A 15,064-nucleotide genomic window follows, 5' to 3' on the forward strand; every position below is an offset into this window, starting at 1 on the left:
TTCACTGGAGGAACGTCACCATGATTGCCCCCTTAGACGCCCCCGCCATCCGCACCGACGCGCTGGCGCTCGACACCTACGAGCTGACCAAACGCTTCGGCAACTTCACCGCGATGGACCACGTGACGATGCGTGTGGAGCCTGGCAGCGTGCACGCTTTGCTGGGCGAGAACGGCGCTGGCAAAAGCACCTTGGTGAAGTGTGTGGCGGGCTTTCAGCAGGCTGAAGAGGGCGCCATCTTGATCGACGGGCGCGAGCAAGACATTGCCAACCCCATCGTTGCGCGCACACTCGGCATTGGCATGGTGTACCAACATTTCACGTTGGCGCCGGGTATGACGGTGGCCGAAAACCTTCTGCTCGCCGGCGGCAAGATGCCGAACCGCATCGACTGGAAAGCACAACGCAAAGAGCTGGCGCAATTTTTGACCAGCACACCTTTCAGCCTGGACTTGGATGCACGCCCCGCCGACATGGCGGCGGGTGAAAAGCAAAAGCTTGAACTGCTCAAGCAGTTGTACCTGCAGCCGCGTTTGTTGATTCTGGACGAGCCGACTTCGGTGCTCACCCCGCAAGAGGCCGACGAAGTGTTGGGCCACGTGCGCGCCATCGCCCGCAGCGGCAAATGCACGGTGCTGATCATCACGCACAAGTTCCGCGAAGTGATGGCCTATGCCGACGGTGTGACCGTGCTGCGCCGAGGCAAGGCCGTGCACCATTGCAGCGTGGCCGAGACCGATCCGCAGCGTCTGGCCGAAGCCATGATGGGCGAGGGCGGTGAGTCGGCTCGCGTGGCGGTGCCGCCCGAAAAGTTTGAACGAAAACTGGCCGAGAAACGCTTGCAGGAAGCGCACGACGCTTCCACAAAGGTAGCGGTCGACGAGCTGGCGTTGCGCCCCGTGAAGCTCAGCGTGCAAGGCCTGCATGCCGAAGGCGACCGTGGCACGCTGGCGGTGCAAGACTTGAATCTGGAAGTGCGCGCGGGTGAAATTTTGGGCGTGGCCGGCGTCTCGGGCAATGGCCAGCGCGAGCTGGTGGAGGCGCTGGTGGGGCAGCGCCCACGCCTGTCTGGCCAGGTGCTGGTGATGGGCAAACCGTACCACGCACGCCGCGCCGAAAACCGTGAACTCAAAGTGCGCAGCCTGCCCGAAGAACCTTTGCGCAACGCCTGTGTGGGCGACCTCAGCGTGGCTGAAAACATGGCGCTGCGCGACTTCGACCAGCCGCCGTTGACGCAAGGCGGCTTGCTGCATTTCCCCACCTGGCGCAGCCGCGCGCGCGACTGGATCACCGAGTACGGCGTGAAGACGCAAGGCGAGGGCGCGCCGATCCGTAGTCTTTCTGGCGGCAACGTGCAGCGTGCCGTGTTGGCACGCGAGCTGGCTGGCGAGATCAATGTGCTGATTGCCGCCAACCCGGTGTTCGGCCTGGATTTTGCGGCCGTGGCCGAAATCCACTCGCGCATCTTGCAGGTGCGCGAAGCGGGCGGCGCGGTGTTATTGATCAGCGAAGACTTGGACGAGTTGTTGGAGCTGGCCGATCGCATTGTGGTGATGAGCGAAGGCCGCGTGGTCTACGAAACACCGGCCGCCACAGCCGAGCGCCATGTGCTGGGCGCCCACATGGGCGGCGGGCATGGAGGGCATGGCCACGGTGGATCTGACGACATCGACATGGAAGACGAAGACGACACGGTGGCCGCATGAGCAAAACGGCAACATCCACGCTATCTCCGTCCACAGCACCCACCTCACGCCATCTGCGCGGCAAGTTCAGCCACCACCGGCACACGCACCAGGAGAAAACCGTGCAGATCGAAGCTCAGCCTTTCACGTTCACTTGCCCGCTGGAGAAAACCGCCCTGGTGTTGATCGACATGCAGCGCGACTTCATTGAGCCCGGTGGCTTTGGCGAGACCTTGGGCAACAACGTGGCGCTGCTAGAGGCCATCGTGCCCGCCACACAAGCCGTGTTGCAGGCTTGGCGTGCGGCCGGTGGCTTGGTGGTGCACACACGTGAATCGCACCGCGCCGATTTGTCAGACTGCCCACCCGCCAAGCGCAACCGTGGCAACCCCAAATTACGCATCGGCGATGTGGGGCCCATGGGCCGCATTCTGGTGGCGGGTGAACCGGGCAATCAAATCATTCCGGCGCTGGCGCCCGAGCCCGGCGAGATCGTCATCGACAAACCCGGCAAGGGCGCTTTTTACTCCACCGGCCTGCAAGAGATGCTGCGCAAAAACGGCATCACCCATTTGATTTTTGGTGGCGTGACCACCGAAGTCTGTGTGCAGACCAGCATGCGTGAAGCCAACGACCGGGGCTACGACTGTTTGCTATTGGAAGACTGCACCGAGAGTTACTTTCCCCACTTCAAACAGGCGGCTTTAGAGATGATCCGCGCCCAAGGTGGTATCGTCGGTTGGACGGCTCCCAGCGCGGCTTTGCACCAAGCGCTGGCGTCGATCTAACGTTATTTAAGGCCTGGCTTGTTTGACTGCCTGGCTCCTCACCCTCACATGTCTGAAATCGCTTCGAACTCTTTACCCACTGACACCGCCGCGCCTTTTCGCTCCCGCGCCGACGAGGTGTACGCGCAGCTCAAGCGCGACGTGGCCGATTTCAAGCTGGTGCCTGGCGACCGCTTTACCGAAAACGAATTGAGCGAACGCCTGGGCGTGTCGCGCACACCCGTGCGGCAAGCGCTGTTCCGCTTGCAGCAAGAGGGTTTTGTGGAAGTGCTGTTTCGCAGCGGCTGGCGCGTGTTGCCGTTCGACTTCGACCAGTTTGAACAGCTCTACGACCTGCGCATGGTGTTGGAGACGACGGCGGTGCGCCGCCTGTGTGAAGACGGCGTGGGCGTGCAGCACGATGTGTTGGACGCCCTGGCCGCGATCTGGTTGGTGCCCGAAGACGCGCGCAGCGCCGACATGGCGCAGGTGGCAGAGTGGGACGAAAACTTCCACTGCGCCATCGTCGCCGCTGCCGGCAATGCCGAGATGGCGCGGGTGCACCGTGACGTGAGTGAGCGTATCCGCATCATCCGCCGGTTGGACTTTACCCAGCAGGCGCGCATCGATGCGACTTACGATGAACACGCCCATATTTTGAAAGCCGTGCAGCACAAACGTGGCGACCAGGCCGCCATGCTGCTGCGAGCGCACATTGAAACCAGCCAGTCCGAGGTGCGCAAAATCACGCTGCACCAAGTGCATCTGGCGCGGCAGAGCAGCAAGCCGGGGCCGGTTTGATCTTTGGGAACCTGCCATCCTTGGCAGGTTTTGGGCTGAAACCTGGGGTTTTTACCAGTAAAAAAGATGTATGTCGGCGTTGCTTTTGACGTCAACCGGGTGGTGACTTGCTGCGTTGTGGATGTACCCGAGGGATTGAAACCCCGGGATTTGCGACTTCAAGGAATCAAAAATGAACGCCCTAGGTGACTCGAACATCATTCGCGCTGACGACAAACGCTCCGGTCCTCCGACCCGTCGTCCAGCGCCTCCGCGCCAACCCAGCGCTCCCCACTGAAGATTTCCGGTCGGGTCGCTCAGTCGATCTCGGCCCACGGATGGCCCAGTCTGCGCAGGCCGGGCATCCTCCCCAAGGCGGGTTCTCCGCCTAGGTTTTCAAACACCCCCACTGCTAAAAGCTTAAATTCAGCCAGAAATGCGCTGAAAGCGGAGGCGTGTTTTCATAAGAAAAAATGACTACCAGCGCTTGCCAGTTGAGCGCAGGCAGCTATCTTTTTAGAGTTTCAAACCAATCGCGCCGACGCAGCCAGTTGCATGGCCAGCGCGTTGTGCTTTTGTACCAGCGGCGCCAACTCCAGCGTGGCAAGTTGGCCTTCTCGCACCACCACCCGGCCGTTGACCACGGTGTAGGCGGCTTGCGGGCTGGCACACAACAGCAGGCTGCCCACGGGATCGTGTACCGCACCGCCCGCAAAACCCAACGTTCCCAAATCAAACATCGCCAGATCGGCACATTGGCCCACAGCCAAGTGGCCGATATCGGTGCGGCCTAAAACTTCGGCACCGCCACGTGTGGCCAAGGCCAAGGCGTCCCGCGCCGTCATCTCGGACGGGCCGTGGTCGCAACCAAACGGTTCCAGCGCCCGGCCCACGCGGGCCAACAACAGCGCTTGCCGCGCTTCGCCCACCATGTGCGCGCCGTCGTTGCTGGCGCAGCCATCCACCCCCAGCCCCACCGGTACGCCGGCATTCAGCATTTTGCGAATCGGCGCAATGCCGCTCGCCAGGCGCATATTGCTGCAGGGGCAGTGCGCCACGCCGGTGCGGGTGGCGGCAAACAGGCTGATGCCTTCGTCGTCGAGCTTCACGCTGTGGGCGTGCCACACGTCATGGCCCAGCCAGCCCAGGTCTTGCGCGTATTGGGCGGGCGTGCAGTTGAACTTCTCACGTGAATAGGCAATGTCGTGGTCGTTTTCGGCCAGGTGGGTGTGCAGGCGCACGCCATACTGGCGCGCCAACAGTGCCGATTCACGCATCAAATCGCGGCTGACCGAAAACGGCGAACACGGCGCCACCGCCACGTTGACCATGGCGCCATGACTGGCGTCGTGGTAGCGCTCGATCAGGCGCTGGGTGTCTTTCAAAATGAAGTCTTCGCGCTCGACCACCCGGTCGGGCGGCAAGCCGCCCTGGCTTTGGCCCACGCTCATGCTGCCGCGCGTGGCCACAAAGCGCATGCCGATCTGCTGCGCGGCTTCAATGCTGTCGTCCAGCCGTACGCCGTTGGGGTAGATGTAGAGATGGTCGCTGCTGGTGGTGCAGCCGCTCATCAGCAATTCGGCCATGGCCACCTGGGTCGACACACGCACCATCTCGGGTGTCAGCCCGGCCCAGATCGGGTACAGCCCGCGCAGCCACGAAAACAACTCGGCGTTTTGCACCGACGCAATCGCCCGCGTGAGCGACTGGTACATGTGGTGGTGGGTGTTGACCAGCCCCGGCGTGACCAGATGGCCGCGCGCGTCGATCACGTCATCGGCGGTTTGCGGCAAGTCGGCCGCCGGGCCAATCGCTTCAATGCGGTGGTCACGGATGAAGACCGAGGCGTCACGTAACTCACGTGCCTGGGTGGGGTCAGCATGGTCGAAGGTGGCCACGCAATGCGCGTTGCGGATCAGGAGGGTGGACATCGGTGGACGTTGACGTGTGACAACGGGCATACAACAAGCGTGAAATTATCCGCGCTTTCAGCGAGCGAGCGTCGATGAATCAAAACTTTGGATATTTCGTGGTGGCAAGTGGGCGGTGTTATTAGCTGTAATTTGGTTAATTTTGCACCAATGATGTGTTTGCTTTGTTTTTAACCTGTTTTATTTTGATTTTTAGATCGTTAGTATTCAAACCTGTTGCGACCATCTCTATGGTTTTAAACGAACATTTTGTGTAATGAAATTTCAATAATGGATTCTATGAAAAGTTTTTTATCTATTAAATTTGCTGTGCTAGTTTTTTCTTCAGTTTTATTGACAGGCTGTGCCTCAGCATTGGTTGCTGCCTCCCCTACCACTAAAACCCAGACAACCAAAACATTGGTTGCTGAAGACAACATTGTGGCGGTGGGGCGGCCAAAGGTCGACGGCGATAGCCCTCGCAAGAATGACTTGGTGCTGGTTGGAACCAACAACACCTACATTCTGAAAAAAGGCATTGAAGATATCGAAAAAATTGCTGAAACACTGGATCCAAAGTTTTTACAGGTGAATGGTGATAAGCCTACAGAGCTGGTGATCTCAGGTGATGCATTCACCGGCAGTATCTCTATGCTTTATGGTGGTGACGGCCTTGTATATACGGATGAATTAACTTCAAAGTTGAAAAATTTGGGATTTTCGAAGGACGCTATCGTAAATTCATCAGGAAAATCTGAGGTGGCGTATAGGAGAAACTTTGACTTAACTGGAAAAATCTATGCGAAATTGAATAATTTCGACGGAATTTCCAAAAAGTTTTCAAAGAGTAGGCCGGTGCGCTTCTATGTTCAAGAAAGCACCCAAGTAAAGGACGCAGGTAAGTCCTTGGAAAAGGCGGCCGCTCTTCCATTCGCCATCTTGTTTGATGTGGGCACGTTACCGCTTCAACTCCTGGTGTTGTCTGCAGTTTTAGTGAGCCACCGATAACGCTTTAGCCACGGTCAAACCATGGGCCCAAAATGTTGGCGAGAAGAACACAACGGGGATTACCCCAGTCCGCATAGGAGTAAGACCTTTTTATCGTTGATGGATGACGCATCAACCAAAAAATCTTCCATCGAATTTCGGCCGCACCACGCGGCCTGTTTTTTTGATCGGGACACTTCTCTCGATACTGTCTTTGGTGGCCTGCACCAGTGCGCCCCAAGGTACCGCAGAAGGCGCCCCAGCCCCACGCCTGGTGGTCTTCATGGCCGTAGACGGCTTGCCGATGCGCCAAGTCACCGCCTACCGCGACCAGTTGGCGCCCGATGGCTTTGCGCGCTTTCTCGACCGTGGCGCCTGGTTTGCCGAGGCGCATTACGGCCATGCCTTCACCGTCACGGCGGCCGGCCACGCCACCATGCTCAGCGGCGCTTACCCGCACCGCAGCGGCATCATCGGCAACGACTGGCGTGATGTGGAGACGGGTGCTGAGGTGTATTGCACGGGCGATATTTCGGCCCAATACATCGGCAATAAAACCAACCCACTCGATGGCACCAGCCCGAAGAACCTGCAGGTCTCGACCGTGGGTGACATGCTGCGCCAGGCACATCCGGGCAGCAAGGTGATTGGCATCTCGGGCAAAGACCGGGGCGCAATTTTGCCGGCCGGCAAAACCGGCACGGCTTATATGTACATGGGCGACACGGGGGAGTTTGCGTCGAGCACCTTCTACATGCCTCAACACCCGGCGTGGGTCAACGCGTTCAACAACGCCCGCCCCGCAGACCGCTATTTCCAAACCGACTGGAAGCCGCTCTTGCCCGAAGCCGCTTATGAACGCTCTATCCCCGACAACCAGCCGTGGTTCGGGCCGAACGGCGGCGGCTTGCCGATGCGCATGGGCAAGCCCGGTGTGGCCGCGCCCAACGCCGAGTTCTACCGCGCGCTGTTGCGCAGCCCCTTTGCCGACCAACTGTCGCTGGACTTCGCGCGCGCGGCCATCGACGGCGAGCAGTTGGGCCGCGACGACGCCACGCCCGACATCATCAGCATCAGCCTCTCGGGCCACGACTATGTGAACCATGCGTACAGCGCCGAGTCGCGTTTGTCGCACGACCACTTCTTGCAACTCGACCGCATGCTGCAAGCCTTCTTTCAGCACCTTGACACCACCATCGGGCGAGACCGCTACCTGGTGGTGTTGACCGCTGACCATGGCTTTATGCCCGCACCCGAGGTCAGCGCCTCAGAAGGTAAATCGGCCGGCCGCATTTCGGGCAGCAAACTGTTGACCGATGTGAACACGCCGCTGGAGGCGAAGTTCGGCGCACCCAAATTGGTGACGGCCTTGTCAGCCTCGGCACTGGTACTGGATCGCAAATTGATCGCCGCGCGCGGCCTCAACTTCGACGCCGTGGCCGATGCCGCGCGCACTGCGGTTTTGGCGCAGCCTGGCATCGCCGAGGCCTACACCCGCCAAGAACTGTCGTCGCGCAGCCGCGCTGGGGCACCGTTTTTTGGCGCGATGGAGCGCAGTTGGAACGTCAGCGTGTCGGGCGATGTGCAGTTCGCCCTCAAGCCGTATTGGATGTTTGGCAACTCCGTCGCCACCCATGGTTCGCCCTACACCTACGACACCCACGTGCCCATCCTCACCTGGGGCCCCACCTGGGTGAAGCCGGGCAAGGTGGAGCAGCGCGTGGAAGTGGTCGACATTGCGCCCACCTTGGCGCGTGTGCTGAAGGTTGCGGCGCCCTCTACCAGCGAGGGGCGGTTGTTGCCATTACCTTGAGTGCATGAACAGCGATTGAATATCGTGTCTCCGCCATCTCAGCGCACGGCAAAATGCGGGCAGGAGACCACGCCCGTATGACCACAAACGATCACACCACCTCAGCCGCAATTCCCGATCCCAAGGTGCAGCCCCGCGCCTTTCTCGAACACCTGTTCAACGTGGCCGTGCAACGCGCGCTGCCCCTGCGCAACACCGCCGCGTTTTTGCCACCGCCCCCGCGTGGCCGCACCCTGGTGTTGGGCGCAGGCAAAGCCGGTGGCGCGATGGCGCAAGCGGTCGAGGCGCTGTGGCCGGCCGATGCGCCGCTGAGCGGGCTGGTGGTCACGCGCTACGGCCACACGCCGCCGCGCCCCGAGGGGCTGCCTTCGCGTATCGAAGTGGTGGAAGCGGCGCACCCGGTGCCCGATGCCGCAGGGTTGGCGGCGGCCGAACGCATTCTGGCGCTCACGCAAGGCCTCACCGCAGACGACTTGGTGCTGTGTTTGATTTCGGGCGGCGGTTCGTCGCTGCTGACGTTGCCGGCCGAAGGTTTGGCCCTGAGCGACAAACAACGCATCAACCGCGAGCTGCTGCACAGCGGCGCCAACATTGTGGAAATGAACTGCGTGCGCAAACACCTCTCGCGCATCAAAGGCGGGCGCCTGGCGGCGGCGTGTGCGCCGGCGCAAGTGGTCACGCTCACCATCAGCGATGTGCCGGGTGACGATGTATCGGTGATTGCCAGCGGCCCCACCGTGCCCGACGCCACCACCTGTGCCGATGCGCTGGCGATTCTGGAGCGCTACAACATCACCGTGCCCGAGGCCGTGGCGGCCGCGTTGCGCGGTGGCGAACTTGAAACGCCCAAGCCCGACGCGGCGGTGTTCCAAGGCCAGGCGGCACACCTCATCGCCACGCCCAACCAGTCGCTGCAAGCGGCCGCTGAAGCTGCGCGGGCCGCTGGTTTATCGGCCTATGTGTTGAGCGATGAGATCGAAGGCGAGTCGCGCGAAGTGGGTAAGGTGCACGCCGCATTGGCGCGTGCCGTGGCACAAGGCAAGGGCGCCTGGCCGCGCCCGTGTGTGCTGCTGAGCGGTGGCGAAACCACCGTCACCGTGAAGGCTGTGCCCGAAGGCACACCACGCGGTCGCGGCGGACGAGCGGGTGAGTTTTGCATGGGGCTGGCGCAAGCGCTGCAGGGGCAGCCGGGCGTGTTTGCATTGGCCGCCGACACCGATGGCATCGACGGTGTGGAAGACAACGCTGGCGCCTGGGTGGCGCCCGACACACTGGCTCGCGCCGAAGCACGGGGCCAGAACATCGACCAACACCTGGCGCGCAATGACGCCTATGGCTACTTTGCCGGCCTGGGCGATTTGGTGGTGAGCGGGCCTACACACACGAATGTGAACGACTTTCGTGCACTCCTGATTTTGTAGCTGCCCGCGCAAGTTAGATCAGCGCCAAAGGCATATTTTTCTTAAAGCCCCGCCATGCAGCATTTTGATGTGGTGATCGTTGGTGGTGCTGCCGTGGGCAGTGCGGCGGCGTACTTCCTCGCTGCTCAGCCTGCGTTCAAGGGCTCGGTGCTGGTGCTTGAAAAAGACAGCAGCTACGCCCACTGCGCGACGGCACGTTCGGCCGCGTCCATCCGCCACCAGTTCTCTACTGCCGAGAACGTGTTGATGTCACTGTTCGGCACGCAGTTTTTGCGCGGCCTGGGCGACACCTTGGCGGTCGATGGTGATCGGCCCGATGTGGGCTTTGTCGAAGGTGGTTATCTGTTCCTGGCTACGCCGCCGGGGCAAGCCGTGTTGCGCGCCAACCATCAACTGCAGACCTCGCTGGGTGCCGATGTGGCGTTGATCACACCCGCTCAAATCAAAGACCGCTGGCCCTGGCTCACAACCGATGACCTGGCCGCGGGTGCGTTTGGCGTCACCGGCGAAGGCTGGCTCGACGCCTACGCCTTGATGCAAGCGCTGCGCCGCAAAGCCATCGCCTTGGGCGCCACGTACCACGAGGCGCAGGTGGTGGGTGTACAGCGCAGCGCCCGCCGCATCACCAGCGTGCGCTTGTCCAATGGCGAGTCCATAGCCTGCGGCACGCTCGTCAACGCGGCTGGCACCGGCGCTCCCGCACTGGCGCGCGCGGCGGGCATCCACACGTTGCCCGTGGCGTCGCGCAAACGCAGCGTGTTCTACGTCACCAGCCCGGCGCAGTTGCCGGACTGCCCTATGGTCATAGACCCCACCGGCGCTTACTTTCGGCCCGAAGGCAAAGGTTTTATTTGCGGCATCAGCCCACCCGCTGACCAAGACCCCGAGTGTTTCGACTTCGAGGTGCAGCACCACTTGTTCGACGAGGTGTTGTGGCCGCTGCTGGCCGCGCGCGTGCCGGGCTTTGAGGCGCTACGCGTGCAGCGCGCCTGGGCCGGGCATTACGACGTCAACACGCTAGACCACAACGTCATCATCGGCGCCCACCCCGAGATCGACAACCTGTTGTTCGCCAACGGCTTCAGCGGCCACGGTTTGCAGCAGTCGCCAGCGGTGGGGCGGGCCTTGTCTGAGCTGGTGGCGTTTGGCGGCTACCGCACGCTCGACCTTTCGGTGTTTGGCTGGCAGCGGGTGTTGGACGGCAAGCCCGTGCTGGAGCTGAATGTGGTTTGAGTTGCGCCGCGATGTGTGCCATATTGAGGCTGCCAGACAGGAGCAGCGCCATGTCCACAGCGGTACCTTCCAGCATCCCGTCCGATCTCTATGTCGGCATTACCTACGACGACGCCCCCAGCGCCATTGCCTGGTTGTGCCGAACGTTTGGTTTTACCCAGCGCTTTGTGGTGCCCGGCGCCGGTGGCCGGGTAGAGCATTCTGAGTTGAGCCTGGGCAACGGCGTGGTGATGGTGTCGTCGCCCAAAGCCGAGTTTCGCTGCTTCAGCCCGCGCACACTGGGCGGCGTATCGCACATCATCAGCCTGTATGTAGACGACCCCGATGCGCACTACGCCGTGGCGTCGGCCGTGGGCATCGACGTGGTGCGCCCCTTGCAAACCGAGGAATACGGCGCACGCGGCTACATGGTGCGCGACCCCGAGGGGCATCTTTGGTACTTCGGCAATTACCGGGCGGGCGGCTATTGGGAGAAAGGGGAGAAAGGCTGAGCAGCTTGTAGACGATGCTCAGCGCCGCAACGGTTTAAGCGCGTGCCGGACGCGGGCCGTAGCGCAGCGTCAGCAGTGTGCCGAGTGTCAGCGCGCCCACGGCAAAGGCCGGGCCGCCCAGGGCGCCAATGTGGTCGACCAACAAGCCGCCACCAATCGCGCCGCTGGCAATGGCGATCTGGAACGCCGCCACCAGCAAGCCACCCGCGCCTTCGGCCTGGTCGGGTGCGGCACGCACAATCCAAGTTTGAAAGCCCACCGGGAACGCACCAAACGCAAAGCCCCACAGCGGAATGGCAATGGCCGTGACGATGACCGACTTGCCGCCGATCAACAGGCTGGCTGCTAGCAACGCAATCAACGCGCCGCCCAGCACGATGGCGTGACGCTCGCTGCGCCCAGCCACCCAGCCACCGGCAAAGTTGCCGAAGAAGCCGCCAATGCCATAGCCCAGCAGCACCATGGTGATGGCGCTGACCGACAACTGCGTGACGTTTTCCATCAGCGGGCGAATGTAAGTAAAGCCGGCGAAGTGGCCAGAGATGACCAGCAGCACCGCCAGCAAAGCCACGCGCACCGGTGGGCGGGTGAGCAGTTCGCCCAGCACGCGCAGGTTGGGGTTGTCGCGCGGCGGCAGAGCGGGCAGGGTGAGGAATTGCACCGCCAGCGTGACGACGCTGACCACACCTGCCGCCATGAAGGCACTGCGCCAACCCCACATGTCGCCCATCCAGGCGCCCAAAGGCGCGGCGCACACCGTGGCCACCGACACCCCCGTGAGGATCAGCGACATGGCGCGCGCAAACAGGGCTTCGGGCACCAGGCGCATCGCCAGCGCGGCCGACATCGACCAAAAGCCACCCAGGGCAATGCCCAACATCACACGCGCCACCAGCAGCACCGGCAAGCTGTTCGCGGTGGCGGCCAGCACGTTCGACAAGATCAACAGCAGGGTCAACGCCAGCATCACGTGGCGGCGGTCGAGGCTGCGGGTGAGCAGCGGAATGGACGGTGCGGCAACGGCACCCACCAAGGCGGTGGCCGTGACGGCTTGCCCGGCTGCGCCATCGGTGATGTGCAGGTCGCTGGCCATAGCAGTGAGCAGGCTGGCGGGCAAGAATTCGGCGGTTACCAGACCAAACACCCCCAGTGCCAATGAGGCGACGGCGGGCCATTGGGCCTCGGCGCTGGCTGGCGAGGGGTTTGGTTTTGTAGCGGCGGTGGCGGCAGTGGTCGCGGTGACGGCGGGCGCGGCGTCAATGCATTCAGAGCAGGAGGAGGACACGTTTAAACCTTTAGATGGACTAGTTTGATAGCTTAGGTTTAATATTCCGGCGTTTGAATGCCGAAAAGACCTAAATGCTTGACTATTTGTCCGAAGATGGTGGCCTGGCTTCGCGCGAGGCCGTCGACAAGCGCGACTTGTTGACCGAAATTTTGCTCGGCCTGCGCCTGGATGGTGTGGAGTATGGCCGCTGTGTGATGCGCGCGCCTTGGGCGGTGGCTTATCCCGCACAACGCTCGGCGCGTTTCCATTTTGTGGCTGCTGGCGGTTGTTGGCTGCGCACGCCGGGCAGTGATTGGCTTCGGCTGAACGCGGGTGATGCGGTGCTGCTGCCGCGCGGCAGCTTTCACATTTTGGCCAGCGCGCCGGATGTGCCTGCGGTGGATATTGCGTCGCTCTCGCGCGTGGCGGTTTCAGACAACATTTACTTGGTGGGTGGCGATGCCGCCCGCCGGGGGCCAGTGGCGACAACGCCCGAGCACGACGATGCCACGCTCGCCGACGTGATGTTTTGCGGCAGCCTGCGCTTCAACCTCGACCCCTTGCACCCGCTGGTCACCATGATGCCCGAGGTGATGCTGGCCGGTGACCTGGCCCAACGAGACCCCACGGTGCCGGCCTTGCTGGAAGCCATGGAACGCGAAGTAGCCCTCGACCGCATTGGTGCCTGCGGCATCCTGGCGCGCCTGGCCGATGTGCTGGCCGCCAGCATCATCCGCAGCTGGGTGGAGTGTGGCTGCAGCGACTCCACCGGCTGGATTGCCGCCGTGCGCTGCCCGAAGATCGGCCGCGTGATTGCCGCCATCCACGCCGACCCCGAACGCGACTGGAGCGTGCCCGTGCTGGCCGAGGTGATGGGAGCCTCGCGCTCCAGCTTTGCCGAGGCCTTTACCCGCACCATGGGCGAGAGCCCCGCCAAGTACGTGGCCAAGGTGAAGATGTTCCAGGCCCGGTTGTGGATCGCCAACGAAGGCATGCGCATCGCCGTGGCCGCCGACCGCTTGGGCTACGACTCCGAGGCCTCGTTCAGTCGCGCGTTCAAACGCATCATTGGCCATCCGCCGAGCGCGTCGCGAGCCGAAACCGTATTAGCGGCTGCGTAAAACCATGGCGTTGACCGGAAGGTGACACACACCACGGGGCGAAAGTTGGATGATGCGGGCACGAAAAACAATGGAAGGAGACAACCCCCATGAAAACGCTGGAAGATCAACTCTCGCAATACGCCGCCTACCACCGCGACCGGCGCAACATCGCTACGCACTTTGTCGGCATTCCGTTGATCGTGCTGGGCATCACCGCGCTGTTGTCGCGGCCGGTGTTTGATGTGGGCGGGGCTAGTGTGTCGATGGCGATGGTGGTGGCCTTGGCGTCTGCGGCCTATTACCTGCGGCTGAATGTGCGCTTGGGTTTGCTGATGGCCGCACTGCTGGCTTTGTCGGTCTGGTTCGGCGCCTGGGCGGGTACACACAGCACCAGCACGTGGTTGTCGATCGGCATTGGTTGCTTTGTGGTGGGCTGGGTGTTCCAGTTCGTCGGCCACTTTTGGGAAGGCCGTAAACCGGCCTTCATGGACGACGTGATGGGCCTGATCATCGGCCCGTTGTTTGTGGTGGCCGAAGCGCTGTTCGCCATTGGCCTGTTGTCCCACCTGCGCGAGGCGGTGGAAGCCCGTGCGGGCAAGACCCGCAGCGGCCCAGCAGACGCGGCCCGCGCGTAAGACTTGTGAGCCGCCTTTAAGCGGCGGCTGAAGCCGCCTTGCCGTCCACGCTGCGCGCGGCGGGCGACTTCATCTCCACCCAGATCACCACCGCCAGGCCCAGCAACACCAAGCCCAGGCCCATGAAGGCGCCAGTCGGCGGTTGTTCACGCACCACCACAATCGCCAGCAAGAAGGCGGTCAGCGGCTCGGCCAATGCCAGGGTCACGCTGGTGGCGCCGCTGATGTAGCGCAGTGCACTGCTGAACAGCAAATAGGCCAAGCCTGTGGCCACCAAGCCAAGGTAGCCCACCACCAGCCAACCGCTGGCCGAAATCACAAAACCATCGGCCCAGGCCAGAGCCGCTGGCACGGCGAAGAGGGCGGCGGTGCCAAACACCAACAGCGTGACGGTAGACGGCGCAGCCTTTTGCACTAGGCGCTGATTGATGAGCGCATAGGCCGCATACGAAAAGCCCGCGCACAGGCACAGCGCCACGCCGCGCGCGTTGACCGGGTGGTCGGTATTGCCCGCCAGCACCATGCACGCGCCACCGGCCACGGCCAGTACCGTGCCAATCCACCACACCGGGCGCGGCGCTTGCCGCGCCACCAGCCACTGCAGCAAGCCAGCCCACAGCGGGCCGCTGCCAATGGCGATGGCTGTGCCCACGGCCACACCGCTCTCGCGCACGCCGGCAAAAAAGCTCAGGTTGTAGAGCGCCACAAACACACCCGACACCAGTACCCAGCGCAGTGGCAGGCGGCGCAGATCGTCCAGTAGCAAGGCGCGCGGCTGGGTGATGCACACGTAGAGAGTGAAAAAGGCCGAGGCCATGACCAGACGCAGCGCGCCCACCCAGTAAGCCGAGAGTTGAACCGGCGCCAGGCTTTGCGCTGTACCGGTGGTGCCCCACAACATGGCGGCGCCAAGCACCATCAGGGAGCCTAAAAGAGGTTTGTTCTGCATGGGGGGATCATCGCCGCTGTGGC

At 62.4% G+C, this 15,064-nt stretch carries 13 protein-coding genes; 10 read left to right on the forward strand and 3 right to left on the reverse strand.

The window, feature by feature from the left end:
• Nucleotides 1–20: 20 nt before the first annotated feature.
• The 3 genes from ACPWMG_RS09315 (at nt 21) to ACPWMG_RS09325 (ending at nt 3,253) form a co-directional block, all read left to right on the forward strand.
• Nucleotides 21–1,706: an ABC transporter ATP-binding protein gene (locus ACPWMG_RS09315; protein WP_483304358.1), complete on the forward strand. Its 1,686-nt coding sequence runs from the start codon at nt 21–23 to the stop codon at nt 1,704–1,706.
• 101 nt (nt 1,707–1,807) lie between these two features.
• Nucleotides 1,808–2,473, forward strand: a complete 666-nt coding sequence (locus ACPWMG_RS09320) for a cysteine hydrolase family protein (protein WP_483305216.1) — start codon at nt 1,808–1,810, stop codon at nt 2,471–2,473.
• A gap of 48 nt (nt 2,474–2,521) precedes the next feature.
• Nucleotides 2,522–3,253, forward strand: coding sequence for a GntR family transcriptional regulator (locus tag ACPWMG_RS09325; protein WP_483304359.1), 732 nt, complete (start codon nt 2,522–2,524; stop codon nt 3,251–3,253).
• A 503-nt stretch (nt 3,254–3,756) separates the two neighbouring features.
• Here ACPWMG_RS09325 and ACPWMG_RS09330 read toward each other — a convergent pair.
• On the reverse strand, nt 3,757–5,163 hold the full coding sequence (locus ACPWMG_RS09330) for an 8-oxoguanine deaminase (protein ID WP_483304360.1): 1,407 nt from the start codon (nt 5,161–5,163) through the stop codon (nt 3,757–3,759).
• Nucleotides 5,164–5,433: 270 nt separating this feature from the next.
• Here ACPWMG_RS09330 and ACPWMG_RS09335 point away from each other — a divergent pair, with 270 nt between their 5' ends.
• The 5 genes from ACPWMG_RS09335 to ACPWMG_RS09355 all read left to right on the forward strand — a co-directional run bounded on the left by ACPWMG_RS09335 (nt 5,434) and on the right by ACPWMG_RS09355 (nt 11,087).
• Nucleotides 5,434–6,150 carry a YidX family protein gene (locus ACPWMG_RS09335; protein ID WP_483304361.1) on the forward strand — a complete coding sequence of 239 codons (717 nt, stop codon included), beginning with the start codon at nt 5,434–5,436 and terminating at the stop codon, nt 6,148–6,150.
• A gap of 163 nt (nt 6,151–6,313) precedes the next feature.
• Nucleotides 6,314–7,942, forward strand: a complete 1,629-nt coding sequence (locus ACPWMG_RS09340) for an alkaline phosphatase family protein (RefSeq protein WP_483304362.1) — start codon at nt 6,314–6,316, stop codon at nt 7,940–7,942.
• Nucleotides 7,943–8,019: 77 nt separating this feature from the next.
• Nucleotides 8,020–9,363 (forward strand): glycerate kinase type-2 family protein, encoded by a 1,344-nt coding sequence (locus ACPWMG_RS09345; RefSeq protein ID WP_483304363.1) that lies wholly within the window; start codon nt 8,020–8,022, stop codon nt 9,361–9,363.
• Between the two features lie 54 nt (nt 9,364–9,417).
• Nucleotides 9,418–10,596 (forward strand): NAD(P)/FAD-dependent oxidoreductase, encoded by a 1,179-nt coding sequence (locus ACPWMG_RS09350; protein WP_483304364.1) that lies wholly within the window; start codon nt 9,418–9,420, stop codon nt 10,594–10,596.
• Nucleotides 10,597–10,646: 50 nt separating this feature from the next.
• Nucleotides 10,647–11,087 carry a VOC family protein gene (locus ACPWMG_RS09355; RefSeq protein ID WP_483304365.1) on the forward strand — a complete coding sequence of 147 codons (441 nt, stop codon included), beginning with the start codon at nt 10,647–10,649 and terminating at the stop codon, nt 11,085–11,087.
• Nucleotides 11,088–11,121: 34 nt separating this feature from the next.
• Here the strand turns inward: ACPWMG_RS09355 and ACPWMG_RS09360 are convergent, their stop codons facing one another.
• Nucleotides 11,122–12,372, reverse strand: a complete 1,251-nt coding sequence (locus ACPWMG_RS09360; RefSeq protein ID WP_483304366.1) for an MFS transporter — start codon at nt 12,370–12,372, stop codon at nt 11,122–11,124.
• A 74-nt stretch (nt 12,373–12,446) separates the two neighbouring features.
• Here ACPWMG_RS09360 and ACPWMG_RS09365 point away from each other — a divergent pair, with 74 nt between their 5' ends.
• Both ACPWMG_RS09365 and ACPWMG_RS09370 read left to right on the forward strand, forming a co-directional pair.
• Nucleotides 12,447–13,475 (forward strand): AraC family transcriptional regulator, encoded by a 1,029-nt coding sequence (locus ACPWMG_RS09365; RefSeq protein WP_483304367.1) that lies wholly within the window; start codon nt 12,447–12,449, stop codon nt 13,473–13,475.
• 89 nt (nt 13,476–13,564) lie between these two features.
• Nucleotides 13,565–14,092: an Mpo1 family 2-hydroxy fatty acid dioxygenase gene (locus ACPWMG_RS09370; protein WP_483304368.1), complete on the forward strand. Its 528-nt coding sequence runs from the start codon at nt 13,565–13,567 to the stop codon at nt 14,090–14,092.
• A gap of 16 nt (nt 14,093–14,108) precedes the next feature.
• Here ACPWMG_RS09370 and ACPWMG_RS09375 read toward each other — a convergent pair whose 3' ends face one another.
• Entirely contained in the window at nt 14,109–15,041 is a 933-nt protein-coding gene (locus tag ACPWMG_RS09375) for a DMT family transporter (RefSeq protein ID WP_483304369.1), read from the reverse strand.
• Nucleotides 15,042–15,064 lie beyond the last annotated feature (23 nt).

The organism is Hydrophilobacter chitinilyticus, assembly GCF_049860745.1.
Classification (GTDB): Bacteria; Pseudomonadota; Gammaproteobacteria; order Burkholderiales; family Burkholderiaceae_C; genus Rhodoferax_B.

Excerpts from the sequence above, each read along its gene's own strand:
- ACPWMG_RS09315 (WP_483304358.1), top strand. The coding sequence starts at position 21 with ATGATTGCCCCCTTAGACGCCCCCGCCATCCGCACCGACGCGCTGGCG.
- ACPWMG_RS09325 (WP_483304359.1), top strand. The coding sequence starts at position 2,522 with ATGTCTGAAATCGCTTCGAACTCTTTACCCACTGACACCGCCGCGCCT.
- ACPWMG_RS09330 (WP_483304360.1), bottom strand. The coding sequence starts at position 5,163 with ATGTCCACCCTCCTGATCCGCAACGCGCATTGCGTGGCCACCTTCGAC.
- ACPWMG_RS09335 (WP_483304361.1), top strand. The coding sequence starts at position 5,434 with ATGGATTCTATGAAAAGTTTTTTATCTATTAAATTTGCTGTGCTAGTT.
- ACPWMG_RS09345 (WP_483304363.1), top strand. The coding sequence starts at position 8,020 with ATGACCACAAACGATCACACCACCTCAGCCGCAATTCCCGATCCCAAG.
- ACPWMG_RS09350 (WP_483304364.1), top strand. The coding sequence starts at position 9,418 with ATGCAGCATTTTGATGTGGTGATCGTTGGTGGTGCTGCCGTGGGCAGT.
- ACPWMG_RS09355 (WP_483304365.1), top strand. The coding sequence starts at position 10,647 with ATGTCCACAGCGGTACCTTCCAGCATCCCGTCCGATCTCTATGTCGGC.
- ACPWMG_RS09365 (WP_483304367.1), top strand. The coding sequence starts at position 12,447 with ATGCTTGACTATTTGTCCGAAGATGGTGGCCTGGCTTCGCGCGAGGCC.
- ACPWMG_RS09370 (WP_483304368.1), top strand. The coding sequence starts at position 13,565 with ATGAAAACGCTGGAAGATCAACTCTCGCAATACGCCGCCTACCACCGC.
- ACPWMG_RS09375 (WP_483304369.1), bottom strand. The coding sequence starts at position 15,041 with ATGCAGAACAAACCTCTTTTAGGCTCCCTGATGGTGCTTGGCGCCGCC.